General features: G+C 68.3%; 12 protein-coding genes and 2 CRISPR repeat arrays. Of the genes, 8 read left to right on the top strand and 4 right to left on the bottom strand.

What is annotated here, in order from left to right:
* Positions 1-115: 115 nt before the first annotated feature.
* From WMF39_RS01590 to WMF39_RS01580, 3 genes are all read right to left on the bottom strand, one after another.
* Positions 116-823 carry an ExeA family protein gene (locus WMF39_RS01590; RefSeq protein ID WP_437743793.1) on the bottom strand — a complete coding sequence of 236 codons (708 nt, stop codon included), beginning with the start codon at positions 821-823 and terminating at the stop codon, positions 116-118.
* A gap of 104 nt (positions 824-927) precedes the next feature.
* A complete protein-coding gene (locus WMF39_RS01585) occupies positions 928-2,277 on the bottom strand; it encodes a helix-turn-helix domain-containing protein (protein WP_437743792.1) in 1,350 nt (449 codons plus the stop codon).
* A gap of 126 nt (positions 2,278-2,403) precedes the next feature.
* Entirely contained in the window at positions 2,404-2,835 is a 432-nt protein-coding gene (locus WMF39_RS01580; RefSeq protein ID WP_437743791.1) for a hypothetical protein, read from the bottom strand.
* A gap of 604 nt (positions 2,836-3,439) precedes the next feature.
* Between WMF39_RS01580 and WMF39_RS01575 the strand changes: the two genes are divergently transcribed.
* The 8 genes from WMF39_RS01575 (at position 3,440) to WMF39_RS01540 (ending at position 13,025) form a co-directional block, all read left to right on the top strand.
* Complete coding sequence (locus WMF39_RS01575) at positions 3,440-4,369, top strand: Mu transposase domain-containing protein (protein WP_437743790.1); 930 nt, start codon at positions 3,440-3,442, stop codon at positions 4,367-4,369.
* Positions 4,369-5,190, top strand: a complete 822-nt coding sequence (locus tag WMF39_RS01570; protein WP_437743789.1) for an ATP-binding protein — start codon at positions 4,369-4,371, stop codon at positions 5,188-5,190. The genes WMF39_RS01575 and WMF39_RS01570 overlap by 1 nt, the downstream gene beginning before the upstream one ends.
* A gap of 372 nt (positions 5,191-5,562) precedes the next feature.
* Positions 5,563-5,891: a CRISPR direct-repeat array (repeat unit 36 nt; unit sequence GCTTCAATGGGGCCGCCGCCTTTCAGCGGCGGAGAG).
* A gap of 197 nt (positions 5,892-6,088) precedes the next feature.
* A complete protein-coding gene (locus WMF39_RS01565; protein WP_437743788.1) occupies positions 6,089-6,670 on the top strand; it encodes a hypothetical protein in 582 nt (193 codons plus the stop codon).
* Between the two features lie 173 nt (positions 6,671-6,843).
* On the top strand, positions 6,844-8,283 hold the full coding sequence (locus WMF39_RS01560) for an IS481 family transposase (RefSeq protein ID WP_437743787.1): 1,440 nt from the start codon (positions 6,844-6,846) through the stop codon (positions 8,281-8,283).
* A 2-nt stretch (positions 8,284-8,285) separates the two neighbouring features.
* On the top strand, positions 8,286-9,122 hold the full coding sequence (locus tag WMF39_RS01555; RefSeq protein WP_437743786.1) for an ExeA family protein: 837 nt from the start codon (positions 8,286-8,288) through the stop codon (positions 9,120-9,122).
* Positions 9,123-9,136: 14 nt separating this feature from the next.
* The gene (locus tag WMF39_RS01550; protein WP_437743785.1) at positions 9,137-9,418 is read left to right on the top strand and encodes a hypothetical protein; all 282 of its coding nucleotides are present in this window, start codon (positions 9,137-9,139) and stop codon (positions 9,416-9,418) included.
* 246 nt (positions 9,419-9,664) lie between these two features.
* Positions 9,665-11,449: direct repeats of the CRISPR family, unit length 36 nt; unit sequence GCTTCAATGGGGCCGCCGCCTTTCAGCGGCGGAGAG.
* Positions 11,450-12,170: 721 nt separating this feature from the next.
* Positions 12,171-12,404 carry a hypothetical protein gene (locus WMF39_RS01545; protein ID WP_437743784.1) on the top strand — a complete coding sequence of 78 codons (234 nt, stop codon included), beginning with the start codon at positions 12,171-12,173 and terminating at the stop codon, positions 12,402-12,404.
* A 54-nt stretch (positions 12,405-12,458) separates the two neighbouring features.
* Positions 12,459-13,025, top strand: a complete 567-nt coding sequence (locus WMF39_RS01540) for a hypothetical protein (RefSeq protein WP_437743783.1) — start codon at positions 12,459-12,461, stop codon at positions 13,023-13,025.
* Positions 13,026-13,302: 277 nt separating this feature from the next.
* On the opposite strand, the gene WMF39_RS01535 is transcribed toward WMF39_RS01540, so the two are convergent.
* A complete protein-coding gene (locus WMF39_RS01535; protein ID WP_437743782.1) occupies positions 13,303-15,729 on the bottom strand; it encodes a phosphorylase family protein in 2,427 nt (808 codons plus the stop codon).
* Positions 15,730-15,741 lie beyond the last annotated feature (12 nt).

The following is a 15,741-nucleotide window of genomic DNA, read 5'->3' as shown; positions in this document are numbered from 1 at the left end:
GGGTAGCGCGCGGTGAGCGCGTCGCGGGCGAGCGCGAGGGCCGCGACGAGGGCGGCGGCCGCGCTGGCCGCGGCGTCGCCGCGCAGCGCGTCCCCCTCGGCCAGGGGGACGGGGTTCAGCCGGCCTCCTCTGCGTCCAGCTGCAGGATGCGGCTCAGGACGTCGCGCTCGACGAGCTTGCGCTTCTTGCGCGCAGCGGCGCGGAGCGCGGCGGTGGCGAGTCGATCGGTGTCGCGCAGGCTGCTAGCGGCCGCCTCGTGCAGCATGGCGATGGCGTCCGAGGTGAAGAGCTCTTTCGTGCAGCCGACTCGGCCGAGACGTACACGCAGATAGTCGGCCGTATCGTCCGGCGTGAGCGGGTCGATGGTCAATCGGTAATGGAGGCGCGAATACAGGGAGCGATTGCGGCGCACGCGGAGCCGCTCGCCGAGCTCGGGCAAGCCAAGCAACACGAGCGAAAGCAATGCGCGGCTATCCCAGGCGTAATTAAGGAGTATGTGAAGATGATCGAGTGTGTCCTGATGAAGTAGATGGGCCTCATCGAGGACGAAGACCGGAAATACGCGCTCCTTCGCGAGCTCTTCGACGTGCGTGCTGACCGCGTAGAAGACGTCTCCAGCGGTGCTGCAGCGCGCGAGACCGAGGGCCAGACAGAGCTGGCGATAGAAGTCCCGGCGTCCAAGCGTCACGTTGGCGCAGTAGGTCAAGCGAAACGTCTGCGGCGAAAGGGCATGACGGAGCGCGCGGAGCAGACACGTCTTGCCGACGCCGGGGTCACCGGCGAGCAGCACGCTCTTTCTGGCGTGCACCGCCTCGATGAGCATCTCGAGGAGCATCTGCTTGGACGGGGGGAGCCAGAGCTCGCCGTCTTCGACCTCCTTGGAAAATGGCTCTGCGGTGAAGCTGAAGTAGCTGCAGAAGTCCATGTTCATCCCTCCTCGTCATCGCGGGGCGTTCGTCCGAGAGCCTTGTCCAGGAGGGTCTTCGGCGGGTCAAAGGGGACGCGCGCCTCATGAGCGACATCGAGGTTGCAGGCCGGTCGCGGCCGATGGGCGTTCTTCACCGGATCGACCCGGTGCAGGGCGAAGCGTTTGCCCTCGTGTTCGATCCAGGGCGGCTCGTTCGGCGTGACGAGGCACCTCGACACCGTGACGAGGCGGCCGGCGAGGAAGCCGAGATCGGTCTCCCAGTCCTGCCCATCCATCGAGAGCGTGCTGTCACGCCGCACGCGCCGGCGGGCCTGGGTCGTGAGCGCGTCGCGCAGCTTCCGCTCGTCGAGGTCGTCGGTGACATGGGGATACTCCTCGTAGACCTGCGCGGGGGACTTGCCGAAGAGCGCCGCGTGCGGTGTGCGGTGGTAGTGCTCGTCGACCCATGCGTAGAGCCGGACGTTGAGGTCGTGGAGCGACCCGAGCGCTCCGGTGAAGTCCAGGCACCTCTCGCGCAACGTCCTCCAGAAGCGCTCCATCTTGCCGCGCGCGGGGGCGTCGTACGGGCGGGCGTGGATCAGGGTGGTGCCGAGTCGCTCGCACGCAAGGTGCAAGGTGTGCCCGCGGTAGGTCGAGCCGTTGTCCAGGTAGAGGGCGTCGGGAGCGCCGTGCTTGCGCAGCGCCCGGATGAAGAGCGCCAGCATGTCGACCTCCCGCTCGGCGTTCATCGCCTCGATCGCGAGGACGTACCGCGAGGCGTCGTCGAGCAGCGCGTGAATGCGCACCGGCGCCGGGCTGCCGTTAACGAGGATCGGCGACGCGTGACACACATCGCCGTGCCACAGGGCGCCGGGATGCTCGGCCTGCCAGCGCAGCCGCACCTTGCCGCCCGTGCGATCGCGCAGCGCGACGCGATCGAGGTGGTGTTCGGCATACAGCCGTCGCACCGTGGTGGCGGAGATGGCGCCCTTGTCGATGCGGCCCGCCGCGATCAGGGTGTCGAGGACGAGCGAGACCGAGGCGCTCGGGTGCTCCTCTCGGATTTCGAGCAGCATCTGCCGTTGCTCGGGGGTGAGCTCGCGCGCCCTCCCCTTGTCCTTGCGGGGCTTGGGGCGTAAGCCCTCGAGACCTTCGGTCTTGTACGCGTAATACCAGCGCTCGAGCGTGGGGACGGAGTAGGTGCGCGGGGAATGGGCGCGCGGTGGGCGAAACCGCTGCTTGCTCAGGTCACCGAGCGCTTCGGCGAGCTCTCCGCGGTCGAGCTCGCGGTGCATGAGCGAGCCAATGATCTCGCTGCGATAGAGCGCCACCGCTTCGGCGTGGTCCTTCGGCTGGAGGGGGTCTTGCACGTCGTGTCCTTTCCGCGCCGGTGACACCGCACCGGCCGCACAGCCATCCAAGCGCAAGGCGCTTCGCCGACCGAGGATCCAACCGGGTGGGGTCCGGCATGAGCTCGGCGAGCGGGCCGCTTGCCATCACGCAGCCCGCACGGCGCCCGCCATGACGGCGGCCTCGGGGACCTCGGCCGCAAAAGGCGCCATCGCGACGAGCGTCATCGCGGCCCGCTCGGCCCGTTGACGCAGCGTTGCAGCGAGGGGACTGGGGCGGACCGCCGCAAAGAGGCGCTCCTGGTCGATAGCGCGTAGCCAGCGCCGCACGGTCACCCAGCTGTCAGCATCGAAGCTGGCGGACCAAGGGCTGACGCGCCGCCGCACCTCGATGAGCGCTGCACCGGCGACGCCGACGAGCAGCAGGGCCAGACCGATCGCCGTCGCGGCGAAGTGCCGTCGCGGCGCGACGCCCCGCGGAACGACCGTGATCGCGGCGCTGCAGTGGCGGCATCGATAGCGGCGCGCCTCGATCGTGACGAGCCCGCCGCGCTCGCCGGCAGCCAGCGGCCCGCGCACCTGCCGCGACCGCGTTCCGTGACCCCACAGCCCCAACCCGCCCCCCAGCGGGCACCCCGCCGCGCCGCAACGGGGGCAGCGGGCTGGCCGCGCGCGCTCTACGGTGGGCGGGGAACCGAGCCAGCCTTTGACATCAAGGTCTAAATGGACGATTTGTTGAGGGCTCCGCTCTTTCAAGCGATTCGGAGCACGACGGGAGGGGGCACGCGGCCAAACGAGCTCCTCCCGTCGCCTATTTTGTGGCCGGCGCCGCGCCGATGCTCCGCTCCTGCCGCTGACCTACTCCGTTCGTTACGCCGACGGGCGACGAGTCGTGCTGGTAATTTTCGAGAGGCGAACGGAATGCACGGTCCCTCTTTTCCTGTGCTCCTGGATTCGACCGGCGTGATCGTGCTCAGGACGAGCTACGCTGAGAATTCTATCGGACTCGGCGCAATGCATGGCCGGGGAGCGCCCTGGCAGCTTGCTGCCCTCGGACACCCCCGTCATCGCACCTGATCCGCCTCGGTGATGGTGTTCTCCGGTGGGTCGAGCACCCTGCCATCAAAGAGCTGGATCGACAGGCGCACCATCGGCATCAACGACGGTGCTCAGTAACAACAACATGAAAGCCATCGTGCTGCGCGCCGACGAGCTCGCCCCCGTGCTCGTGCCGGCCTTCCTCGACTACGCGCAGACGCGCGGGCTGTTCGTCGATGCCGCGCGTGTCCGGTCGCCGAGAGACAAGGCGCGTGTCGAGAATCAGGTCGCCTACGTGCGGGAGAGCTGGTTCGACGGCGAATCGTTCACGAGCCTCGACGACGCGCGCGTGTCGGCTGAGCGGTGGTGCCGCGACGTTGCCGGCGCGCGCGTCCACGGCACGACGCGCGAGGTACCGCGCGAGGTGTTCGAGGCGCGCGAGAGGAGCGCCATGAAGCCGGCGCCGGCAGCACCGTTCGACGTGCCGTACTGGACCGACGCGAAGGTGCACCCCGATCATCACGTGCAGGTGCTCCGGTCGCTCTACAGCGTGCCCACCCGCTACGTCGGCAGCACGGTGCGCGTCCGCGCCGACAGCGCGTCGGTGAGAATCTACGCCGGTACGGAGCTCGTGAAAGTGCACGCGCGCGTCGCGCCGGGCAAGCGTTCCACCGATCCGAGCGACTACCCCATGGGCAAGGACGTCGCAGCGGTGCGCGACGTCGCCTCGCTCATCGCGAGCGCGAAGAAGTGCGGAGTGCACGTCGGCGTCTACGCTGAGCGACTGCTCGCGGTGCCATTGCCCTGGACGCGCATGCGGCTGGTCTACGCGCTGCTGCGTCTGTGCAAGAAGTTCGGTAACGGGCGTGTCGAGGCGATCTGCCAGAGCGCGCTCGCGTTTGATGTCGTCGACGTGCAGCGCGTGGCGCGCATGCTCGAGACGGCGAAGACGCCGGCGTCACCGTCCACGGGGCAGCGCACGGTCGTTGCGCTGCCCGCGCCGCGGTTCGCGCGCAGCACGGAGCACTTCGCGACGCGCATGCCGGCGGCTGCCGCGACCAAGGAGGACTCGTGATGAGCTCGAGCGATGTCGACCCTGCGCTCATCACAGCGCTCAAGCGCCTTCGTCTCGGCCGCATCGCGGCGACGCTGCGCGAGCGTCTCCTGGTCGCCGAGAAGCAGTCGATGGGACACGAGGAGCTGTTGCTCATGCTGCTCACCGACGAGATCGCGCGCCGCGAGGCCAGCGCGACGGAGAGCCGCGTACGCGACGCCGGGCTCGACCCGGCCATGCGCCTGGAACTCTGGGACAAGACCGCGAAGGTCAGCTTCGACAAGCGTCTGCTCGGCGGGTTCACGAGCCTACGCTTCCTCGAAGAGCACAAGCACATCGTCATCCTCGGCTCTGTCGGCGTGGGCAAGACCTACCTCGCGAACGCGCTCGGACACCTCGCGTGCCAGCACGGCTACAGCGTGCGCTTCTTGCGCGCGGACGCGATGCTGCGCAGGCTGCGCCAGAGCAGACTCGACAACTCACGCGACGCCGAGATGGTCGCGCTCACGACCGTCGACCTGCTCATCCTCGACGACTTCGCGCTCGAGGCGATGAACAAGGAAGAGAGCCGCGACGTGTACCAGCTCTTCCTCGAACGCACAGGCAACGCTTCGATGATCGTCACGAGCAATCGCGACACGGCTGAGTGGCTCGCGATGTTCGACGACGTGCTGCTCGCGCAGAGCGCCGTCGATCGGTTCAAGAACGCGGCGTTCGACTTCATCATCGACGGGGAGTCGTACAGACCGCGGCTCAAGCCGAAGCTCGACGAGAGCACCACGGCCGCGCTGGTGCCCGCGCGCAGCAAGCCGCCCACCCACCCACGCGGCAGGCGGCGATGACCGCTGCGGCCCCGGCGAGGACGTCGAGCCTGGGGCCGCGCCTCTGACCCCTCGCTCCGATCGGCGTGCCTCGCCCACCCTCGTCGATGGGACCGCTGGTGTTGCTGGGGGCGGGGCGAACCTGCCTGCTCCTGAGCGTCGCGGACCCTGCCGGGATCTACCGGGGGCCTGGGTGGCCCCATGACCCTGCGAAAAGAGAGACGTCGCCGGTCGCTGCGCGCCCGGCTCCGGGGACCTCGACACGCTTCGCGGTCTCGGGCATGGTCGAGACCGATCACGGCGTCTCCCCCTGGCCCCATGACCCTGCGACGGGGTGGCCCCATGACCCTGCGACGTGGCACCGCCCGGCCCCACGTCGAGTCCCCCGCGCGCGCTTCAATGGGGCCGCCGCCTTTCAGCGGCGGAGAGGATGGTAGAAGGTCGCTGGTGTGGTGCAACTTCAACAAGCTTCAATGGGGCCGCCGCCTTTCAGCGGCGGAGAGGGCCTGGCGGAAGTGCGAGGCATGGCCGATGCCGTGGTGCTTCAATGGGGCCGCCGCCTTTCAGCGGCGGAGAGACTCGTGGGGATGTCCTCGCTCAAGTAGCGCACTCGGCTTCAATGGGGCCGCCGCCTTTCAGCGGCGGAGAGACAACCGGATGAAGGCCATGGGGGCCAACATCAACTCGCTTCAATGGGGCCGCCGCCTTTCAGCGGCGGAGAGAGAGGCAAGGGTGTCCACTCAAGATCAAGCGCGTGAGCTTCAATGGGGCCGCCGCCTGAGCAGCGCCAAGAAGATGGGGGCCCCCGGGCGTCCTCCTGAGCGCGTTCTTTGAGGGGCGACAAACGAAGCCCCCTCAGAAAACTTGTCGAAGTCCTCCGAGGGGGCTCGCCTCCGAGTTGCCAGAAACGGAGGAGCCCATGTTCGATCAATTCACGCTCAAGGGCGAGTTCTTCGCGACGTTGGAGGCCCTGGACCGGGCGATCGCGCGGCGGGTTGCGGCGAGCCGGTGCCCGGCGTGCGGGGGGCCGCTGCACGCGGGCAACTACACCCGCAAGCCGCGGGGCGCGCTCATCGCGCCGGAGGGCGAAGCGTTCGTCGTCCGCTTCAGCTTCTGCTGCGGCCGCGAGGGGTGCCGGCGGCGCGCGACGCCCCCGTCGCTTCGATTCCTCGGCCCACGCGTGTACCTCGGCGTCGTCGTGATCGTGGCGAGCCTCGCCGCGCAGGCGCTCGGCACCGCCGGCGCGCAGCCGACCGGCGTTCCGCGGAGGACGACGCGCCGATGGCTCGCCTGGTGGCGCGGCCCCTTCCTCGCGAAGGAGGTCCTGCTCGCGATCCGCACCCGGCTCGTCGGCGTCGATATCGGCGGGATTCCAAGGTCGATCATCGAACGGCTTCCCGGCACGGCCGACGAGCAGATGGGCACGATGCTCCACCTGCTCGCGCCGCTCACGACGGGCTCGGTCCTCGATGGATCACGTTTTTTGAGGGACATCGCATGACCACGGCGCCACGCAGAAGATGTCATTCGGCGTGGATTCCGCGGTGAGATAGGGTTTCCCCGCCCGGTAGGTCCGTTCGCCGACCGCGCAGGAGACCTCATGAGCCACGAGCACCGGACGCGCGCGCGCCCGCCAAGGGCCCGTCTGCGCCTTTCGATCCGGAGGAGGAATCGATGAGCCACGACGACCAGGCGCCCATGCGCCTGCGCTGGGCGCGGATGCGCTTCTCCATCATCAGCCACCTGCTCGCCTCTCCGCCGGAGCCCGGCGAGCTCGCGAGTCGGATCGCCGAGCTCGCCGCGAAGTCCTGGCGACACCCGACCAAGGGCTCGGTGATCCGGCTCTCGCCCAAGACCATCGAGCGCATGTACTACGCGGCGCGCAGCGCGGATGACCCGATCAGCGTGCTCGCGCGCAAGGTCCCGAAGCACGCCGGCTCGCAGCCGAGAATCACGACAGCGGTCGCGTCCGCGATCGAGAGTCAGTATCGCGATCACCCGCGCTGGACCTGGCAGCTCCACCACGACAACCTCGTCGCGCTCGCAAAGACAACCCCCGCGCTCGACCCGGTGCCCAGCTACACCACAGTGCGCCGTTTCATGAAGGCCCACGGCATGTATCGCATCCAGAGGAGGCGCCAAGGCAGGGCGGTCGAATCGGAGATCGTGCCGCGCGAGACGCGCTCGTACGAGCTGGCCTATGTCAACGCGCTCTGGCACTACGACTTCCACGAGGGCAAGCGAAAGGTCATCACGGCCAGCGGGGAGCTGAAGACACCCTATCTCTTCGGCCTGCTCGACGACTGCTCGCGGGTGTGCTGCCACGCGCAGTGGTACCTCGACTGCGAGAACACCGAGAACCTCGTGCACGGCTTCAGCCAGGGGATCCAGAAGCGGGGGCTGCCGCGCGGCGCCTACAGCGATCGTGGAGGTGCCATGAAGGCCGCCGAGATGCGAGAGGGGCTCGAGCGGCTCGGCATCGCGCAATATCTCACGCTGCCGAACAGCCCTCATCAGAACGGCAAGCAAGAGCACTTCTGGACGCTCGTCGAAGGGCGGCTCATGCCGATGCTCGAGGGCGAACCGAACCTCACGCTCGACTTGCTCAACACCGCGACCCAGGCGTGGGTCGAGCAGGAGTATCACCGCACCGTCCACGGCGAGCTCAAGAAGACTCCGCTCGAACGCTACCTCGAAGGCCCCGACGTGAGCCGCCCGAGCCCCGACTCCGAGGCGCTGCGCCGGGCCTTCCGCATGGAGATCTCGCGCCACCAGCGCCGGAGCGACGGGACGGTCACGATCGAGGGCGTGCGCTTCGAGGTTCCCTCGGCCTACCGAGTGCTCGAACGTCCACGGATTCGTGTCGCGCGCTGGGATCTCTCCAGCGCAGAGCTCGTCGACCCGCGCTCGGGCGCGCACCTCGCCACGCTCTTTCCGCTCGACAAGGAGAGGAACGCGGACCGCGCGCGTCGCGCGCTCACCGAGATCACCGCGCCGCTGGCTCCGTCGAGGAAGCCCCCCGGTATCGCGCCGCTCCTGCGCCAGCTGATGGCCGAGTACGCGGCCACGGGCCTGCCGCCCGCCTACCTGCCCAAGAACACGGAGGAGGATTGACCATGATGAGTCGACTCCTGTCTCTCTACAGTTTGAAGTACATTCCCTTCCGCGCCGATGTACCCGCGGAGGCCCTCTACGTCTCGCCGCCCGTCGACACCTTCCTTCGTCGCGTCGAGCTCGGTTTGGCCCACGGCGGCTTCGCCATGCTCACCGGCGATCCCGGCACGGGCAAGAGCATCGCTTTGCGCCTGCTCGCTGCGCGGCTCGGCGCCCTGACCGACGTGGTGGTCGGCACCATCGAGCATCCCCAGAGCAGGGCCGGCGACTTCTACCGCGAGCTCGGTGATCTCTTCGGAGTCCCGCTCTCGTCCAGCAACCGCTGGGCAGGCTTCAAGGCGCTTCGCGCGCGCTGGGCCGAGCACTTCGCCACGACGCTTCGCCGGCCCGTGCTGATCCTCGATGAGGCGCAGGAGGCGAGCACGCCCGTGCTCAACGAGCTGCGCATCCTCTCCAGCAAGGACTTCGATTCGAGGCAACTGCTCTGCGTGGTCTTCGCCGGCGACTCCCGTCTCCCCGAGCGTCTCCGCACCGCCGAGCTCTTGCCGCTCGGCTCGCGCATCCGTCGCCGGCTCGTCCTCGACTACGCCTCTCGCGACGAGCTGCTCGCTTGCCTCGACCACGTGCTCGCCGCTGCGGGCAACCCCTCCTTGATGACCGCGGAGCTCAAGGCCACGCTCGCCGACCACTCCGCCGGAAACTACCGCGTGCTCATGAACCTCGCCGACGAACTGCTCGCTGCCGCCGCCGAGCGCGAGCTGCCGCGGCTCGACGAGAAGCTCTTTCTCGAGGTCTTCGGCGCGGCCCCGAAGCCCAAGTCCGCGAACCGCAAACGGTGAACCCGGAGGCCCCCATGCCACGCACCACCAACGTCACGCTGCCGATCCCCGAGCCCCTCGCGCTGCTCGACGCGACGCTGCTTTTCCTCATCCAGGTCCTGCTCGCGCAGCACCCCGATCTGCTCGCGCCCCCCGAGGCGCCCGCGCCCCGCAATCCGGGCCTGCGCGCCGCCAGCCGCATCTTCGAGGCCGTCCGCGAGCTCCACGCCGCGCTCGACAGCTACCGCGCCTTCCTCCCTGCCGATCACTCGCGGGCGCTCGGCGACGAGCAGCCCGGCGACGACATCCCGTTTTGAGGCGACCCCGCCCGCGCACGGCTCATCACGCCGTGCGTCCCTCGATCTTCGCGCTCAAAGGCCCTCAAACTTCGTGCTCGTGTCCGTCCTGGCGTCGCGGCCCGGCCATGCCCAACGCCGCGACCGCCATGACGCCGCGCGTCCCTCAATCTTCGTGCTCGGCACCCCCTCAAACTTCGCGAGCACGCTCAGCCTTTCAGCGGCGGAGAGTGTCCAAAGGGTCCGACACGAGTTCGGCCCTAGGAGGCTTCAATGGGGCCGCCGCCTTTCAGCGGCGGAGAGGACGAGCAAGAGCGCGACCGCGCGGCGCAGCACCTGCTTCAATGGGGCCGCCGCCTTTCAGCGGCGGAGAGACCTCGGCCGGCGTCTGGCGTACATGCGCCCCGACCTGCTTCAATGGGGCCGCCGCCTTTCAGCGGCGGAGAGCTGACGACGTGCTGTCGAGCCTCGCGATGTGGTACGAGCTTCAATGGGGCCGCCGCCTTTCAGCGGCGGAGAGGAGGGTGTCTCTGCTCGATGCCGTGCGATCGAGATCGTGGCTTCAATGGGGCCGCCGCCTTTCAGCGGCGGAGAGCATGGGATCTGAACGCTGAAACCTTCAATTCCCCGCAGCTTCAATGGGGCCGCCGCCTTTCAGCGGCGGAGAGCATGTCACCATATCCCATGTCTGAGAATCCGACCTGCTTCAATGGGGCCGCCGCCTTTCAGCGGCGGAGAGTTCGCGCGTTGTCTCGTCGACCCGCGCGTTCTCAAAGCTTCAATGGGGCCGCCGCCTTTCAGCGGCGGAGAGACGAGGTGGCGCGGTGGGGCCTGCGCAAGGGCGGATTGCTTCAATGGGGCCGCCGCCTTTCAGCGGCGGAGAGGCTGGCAGGTCACTCCCGCCTCGGAGAGGCGCACCGAGCTTCAATGGGGCCGCCGCCTTTCAGCGGCGGAGAGGGCGACCCGCGCGGACGCCGCGCAGAAGCGGTTCTGGCTTCAATGGGGCCGCCGCCTTTCAGCGGCGGAGAGGCCTCGATAGCCCAACGGAAGGGCGCCGGAAAAACGGCTTCAATGGGGCCGCCGCCTTTCAGCGGCGGAGAGCGCGCTCGACGGGCGGCACGCTGTCGCGGATGTCGTGCTTCAATGGGGCCGCCGCCTTTCAGCGGCGGAGAGAGCGCAGATCGAAGCGCTGTTCGGGGCGAAACCTGAAAGCTTCAATGGGGCCGCCGCCTTTCAGCGGCGGAGAGCCGGAACGTGCGTTCGCGCTGAAGGCCTGGATTAAGGAGCTTCAATGGGGCCGCCGCCTTTCAGCGGCGGAGAGAATTACCCTGCGCCGCATGCACGGGACGGATCTGCCTGGCTTCAATGGGGCCGCCGCCTTTCAGCGGCGGAGAGTCACGGACCCGCCGCGTACCCGCGGTGGACACAAGCGCTTGCTTCAATGGGGCCGCCGCCTTTCAGCGGCGGAGAGCGCGGTCGCCCCGCTCGAGGCGGAGCGCCTGATCCGGCTTCAATGGGGCCGCCGCCTTTCAGCGGCGGAGAGATCGAGCTCTGCGCAGAGCGGCTGCGCTCGCGGGGGCTTCAATGGGGCCGCCGCCTTTCAGCGGCGGAGAGCCCCGTGGTTACCCGTCGTCTGATCGTGCTCCACCGCGCTTCAATGGGGCCGCCGCCTTTCAGCGGCGGAGAGCTGTGAGGAAGATTGGCGTCGCCAAGGCCAAGTCGCCGCTTCAATGGGGCCGCCGCCTTTCAGCGGCGGAGAGATGCTGCCTCTTTTGGATCTACAGCGGGAGCAATCTGGCTTCAATGGGGCCGCCGCCTTTCAGCGGCGGAGAGCCGTCGCGCGGACGCCTACGCGTGCATGCGACGAGTGGCTTCAATGGGGCCGCCGCCTTTCAGCGGCGGAGAGAGCTCCTCTCGCATCGCCTTGACGTCGGGCCGCTCGAGGCTTCAATGGGGCCGCCGCCTTTCAGCGGCGGAGAGCTTCAAGCAACCCGCCAAGGTGGCAGAGCTTGAGGAGCTTCAATGGGGCCGCCGCCTTTCAGCGGCGGAGAGAGGCCTCGCAGGGCTACCTGACATTTCGCGTACTTGCGACCCGGTTTGCGAGAGGTTCCCGTCCCGCCCCCCGCTCGGGCTGCCGGAGACCGCTCCGCGAGCCCCCGGCCATCTCGAAATCCATCGTCTTTTCAAACAGCTGGCGGCCTTGCGAGCGCCCCCCGGGATTTTCGCGCCACTCCACCGCTCGCAGCCGGTGCTCCCGCCCTCTTCTACCACACCTCCTCCTCCCCTCGCCCAACCCTTCCGTCCTTCCCGGCCGCCCTGCCGGGCCGTCCCCCACCTCCGCGGCTCGCCGCCCCGCCCCCGGCACCGCCGCCCCCAGCTCGCTGGACCGGTCCCCCGCCTCGCGCCACGTGATCCCCGCGTCCGCCGACTCGTTCCCCACCTCGCCCGACTCATCCCCCAGCGCGCCGGCCTCGCCCCCCGCGGGGCGCTCGCCTTCCGACCTGGGGATGCTGCTCGCCGACCCGGGGCGCTGGCCCGCCGCCCCGGGGCTCGCGCCCCCCGCCCCGGGGCGCGCGCCCCCCGCCCCGGGGCGCGCGCCCCCCCCGCCCGGGGCTCGCCCGCGCCAAGCCGGGGCCCCCGTCCGCCACCCCAAGCGCCCGCCCGTCCGTGCCGGTGCCTCCGCCCGGCGAGCGCGCAGAGCACGTTATGGTCGCACTCCGGTCATCGACAGCCATCCATCTCCTGATTAGCGCCGTACGCTGGGAGGTGAATCTTGGCCAAGCTCACGATAGGTCAGAAGGCCGAACGAGTGCTCTTGTTGCTCATGGGGCTCCGCAAGAACAAGGTCGCCGCGGCGCTCGTCGCCCACGGCTTCTCCGATGACGATCTCGCCGAGGGATGGCGCCTGCTCCAGCGCGTCACCCGCACCCGCCTCGGCTTCGTCGCCACCGCCGCCGCGGCCGACACTGGCTTGCTCGACGAACTCGATGCCTGGGAAAACAAGTGATTCCCCATCGCATCAGCCACCCTCAAGCGCCACACCCCACAGGCGTACGCCTTCGTGTTCCGCAACCTCGCCCAGACCGAGGACGCCGCCGTCCTCGTCTCCGTCGGCACCTTCGTCGAACGCTGGGAGAAACTCGCCAGGTCCAAGGAAAAGGGCGGCCCCGACGCCCAGGGCGACGAAGCCCGCAAGATGCTCACCAAGCGCGGCCTGACCAAGACCGTCGTCGACGAGGCAAAAGAGCTCCTCGCCCGCGCAGGAAGGCTGGAGCCCACCGCCGAGGACCCGCCCGCCACCGCCACCGACGAGGACTTCGACACGGCCGAACAGGAGCTCTGGGACTGGTACCTGGAGTGGAGCACCATCGTCCAGACCGCCATCAAGGACCGAAGGCTCCTCCGCGAGCTCGGCTTCCGCCGCGCCAGCGCCTCCAGGGCCGCCCCCGCCAGCGAGGACGCCAACGAGGAGTCCAACGACGACAGCGACACCGACGCCGACACGACACAGGCCGAGCCCGGCGCGTTCCTCACCGGCGCCCCCGTCCCGAAGGCCAAGACCGGCGCCCCCACCGCGAACGCCAAGACCGGCGCCCCCACCGCGAAGGCCAAGCGCAAGGAGCGCTGAGCAGCACAGCGTGGCGCGGGCACGCCGCGCATACGCCCTCTCCCGTCCCTCGTATCCCCACCCACCCGCCAGCCATCGACGCGCGCCCCCCTGGCATCACGACCTCGAGCGCCGCACCGGCGGCACCGCGCGCCCCCCTCGGCACGTGCGGCCGAAGACGCGGAAGAGGAGGAGTTCATGACCGAAATTCAGCAATGGTTCGAGCAGCTCAAGCAATCGATCCGCGACGAGGCGCGAAGTCGACCAACGGCTGCTGTGCGGGGGCCGGCGCTGTGCTTCACCCCGCCTCCCCGATGAGAAGCTTTCCCTCCGGGAAGGCGATTGCCGGAAACCAATGCGCGGCTGGATCATAGTATACGTCCCAGAGGACGATCAGCGTGCGACGCAGCCATAGGCGGCGGCAGCCACGGACCAGGATCCCGAGGGGGCCGTAGTAGAACAAGTGAAGCGTGGCATTCGGGAGCGCTTCCGCGATCTGCTGGAATAGCCGTTCCAGCTCCACGGCAGCCTTGTCGACGTCGGCAGGTACGCGCACGGTGCCCTGCTCCGTGATGTCTCGCGCACGGAGGAGCAACGGCTGCACGGCCTGACCACCGGCCCACGCCTTCGCGGCCGTGACACAGGGATCGATGTCGCTCTTGCCAGTGATATCGACGACGATGGCGAGGTGACCATCGTGCTCTGGCCGGTACTGTTCGAGCCCGGGAGGCAGGTCGAAGAAGGGCGCATCTCGCGTGCCGGGGTCGGCCGGCCATGCCGGGCCCCAGGGGCGCCAGACCTTGCTCCCCTGATGGTTGTCAGGCTGATAGACGACGAGCTGGTCATGTGGATCGATAAGCCGTCCGAGGAGCGCGCCGAGCGAGAACGGGGCCTTGGCCACGAGGTGGAGGCGGCGCTGCTTCGCGGCGCGGACCTCCTGCACTCCGGCGACGATCTGCTGGTACACCCCCTTCCAGACACCCGGATCTGGCGCGCCCTCGCGATGCCACGCGCCCGCAGGAGCGCGGATCGTCACGCACTGCAAGCCCATGCGCGCATTGCGAACGATGGTGCGCCACTCGCGCTCGCAGTCGGGGTGCATGCAGAGGACGATGTCGTCGAAGGGGTTCACCTCATACCGCCGCGGGAAAGCATCGAACTCCTCCCAGGTCGGCGTCGTCGCTGCCGAGACCGCGGCGGAGGTCACGCGGGCGACGGGCCCGCCGGTGAGAGCAGGAGCGGCCGAGTGAGCCGCCGGAATGCTTCGAGGGGGCGTAGGCGCCGTGGATACGCTCGTCGGAGCGCGGCCCGACGCCTCTGCCGTAGCGGGAGCGTGCACGACAGGCGAAGTCACCCGCGCCTCCGGCACGGGTCCCTCGCGAAGCAGGCCGATGGCGTACGCCGCAGCGACATCGCAGGCGTACGCGCGCCACGCTCTCTTCACCTCCGCGTTGTTTTTCCCGTTGGCCAGGTCCGATACGCCGCGGATCATCAGGAAGCGAGGTCGCTCGATATCGGTGTGGAGCCCAGCGGCCACACCCCCGCCCTCCATCTCGACACCGATGAGCTTGGGCCAGTCGGCCAGGTAGGCAGCGATCTGCTCCTTCGACGCGATGACGTCTCCACCAGAGGCGATCACGCCGACATGGCGCGTGGGTGTGCCCGGACCGTGGCGCGGTTCTGCGATGAGATCACTCCAGCCGGAGCGGAAGTTCCGGATGGCGTCGAGCAAGTTGGCGTCTGCGGGATAACATACCCAACGCTCCTCGCGTCGTCCAGACTCGTGGATCTTGCCGATCGTGTAGTCGGCGACCTGGGAAGCTACCATCACGTCGCCCAGCGCGACCTCACCATCCACGCCGCCAGCGATGCCGACCATCATCACGTGCTCCGGGCGCCATCGCTTGATCACCGCGCTCGCCTTGAGGGCGCCCATGATGGGCCCCATTTCGGCCAGCGAGCTGACGATGACGCGATAGACCGCACCATCCTCGCGTGTGGTCCTGACCTCGGCGTCATAATAGGTATGTGTGTCGACGCCGTCGCGATCGAGCTTGCGGTGACCCGATAGCTTCGAGAGCACAGCGACACGCTCTTCTTCGAGCGCGGTGATGATCAGGAAGTCGATACGCTTGGACGAACGCGTGCGCATAGGTGATGCACCTCTCGCCATCCCAGAGTACACCTTACGAATTACCATATTTTCTTTCGCGCGAAGCGCCTGCTCGTACTGTTCTTGCTTTGTACGCTCGTTCACCTGTTGGGCTTCGTGCTCTTCGAACCTGCGCTGCCGTGCAACTTCCACAGCCGCATCTTCGTTCTTATCTGCAGCGTCTGCAGCCCACGCGACCTGCTCATAGGCGTCTAGCCACCAAGCACGTGCACCGTGCCCGTAGTCTATCAGCCTGGTCGCCGCTTCCAGCGCGGGCTGAAACTTCTCCAGCGCTCTCATGAGGAGCTCTATAGACGTGTGACATCGGTTGTCATAGAGATACTCGTAAGCGGCTCGCCGGGCTCTCTTGCGTCCAGGATCATGTACCTGTAGGCGTGACGCAAAAGGCGTCTCATACTCTTTCCACAGACTGGAAAAACTGGCAATAAATTCAGCAAGATGCAGGGCGAGGTACCAGGTGGGCTCATCGACCGCCGCAGGCAATGGCGCGGGGATATCATCCAGTCCCCAGTCAGGATTATCAACCTGAATTCCGATAATCTCGCGAGCCAACCTAACTACCTG

The organism is Sorangium sp. So ce1504, assembly GCF_051521635.1.
GTDB classification, from domain to species: domain Bacteria; phylum Myxococcota_A; class Polyangia; order Polyangiales; family Polyangiaceae; genus Sorangium; species Sorangium cellulosum_B.
The sequence above is the reverse complement of the archived record's forward strand: the minus strand, read 5'-3'. Positions and strand labels throughout refer to the sequence as shown.

Excerpts from the sequence above, each read along its gene's own strand:
- WMF39_RS01590 (WP_437743793.1), bottom strand. The coding sequence starts at position 823 with ATGCTCATCGAGGCGGTGCACGCCAGAAAGAGCGTGCTGCTCGCCGGT.
- WMF39_RS01575 (WP_437743790.1), top strand. The coding sequence starts at position 3,440 with ATGAAAGCCATCGTGCTGCGCGCCGACGAGCTCGCCCCCGTGCTCGTG.
- WMF39_RS01570 (WP_437743789.1), top strand. The coding sequence starts at position 4,369 with ATGAGCTCGAGCGATGTCGACCCTGCGCTCATCACAGCGCTCAAGCGC.
- WMF39_RS01565 (WP_437743788.1), top strand. The coding sequence starts at position 6,089 with ATGTTCGATCAATTCACGCTCAAGGGCGAGTTCTTCGCGACGTTGGAG.
- WMF39_RS01560 (WP_437743787.1), top strand. The coding sequence starts at position 6,844 with ATGAGCCACGACGACCAGGCGCCCATGCGCCTGCGCTGGGCGCGGATG.
- WMF39_RS01555 (WP_437743786.1), top strand. The coding sequence starts at position 8,286 with ATGATGAGTCGACTCCTGTCTCTCTACAGTTTGAAGTACATTCCCTTC.
- WMF39_RS01550 (WP_437743785.1), top strand. The coding sequence starts at position 9,137 with ATGCCACGCACCACCAACGTCACGCTGCCGATCCCCGAGCCCCTCGCG.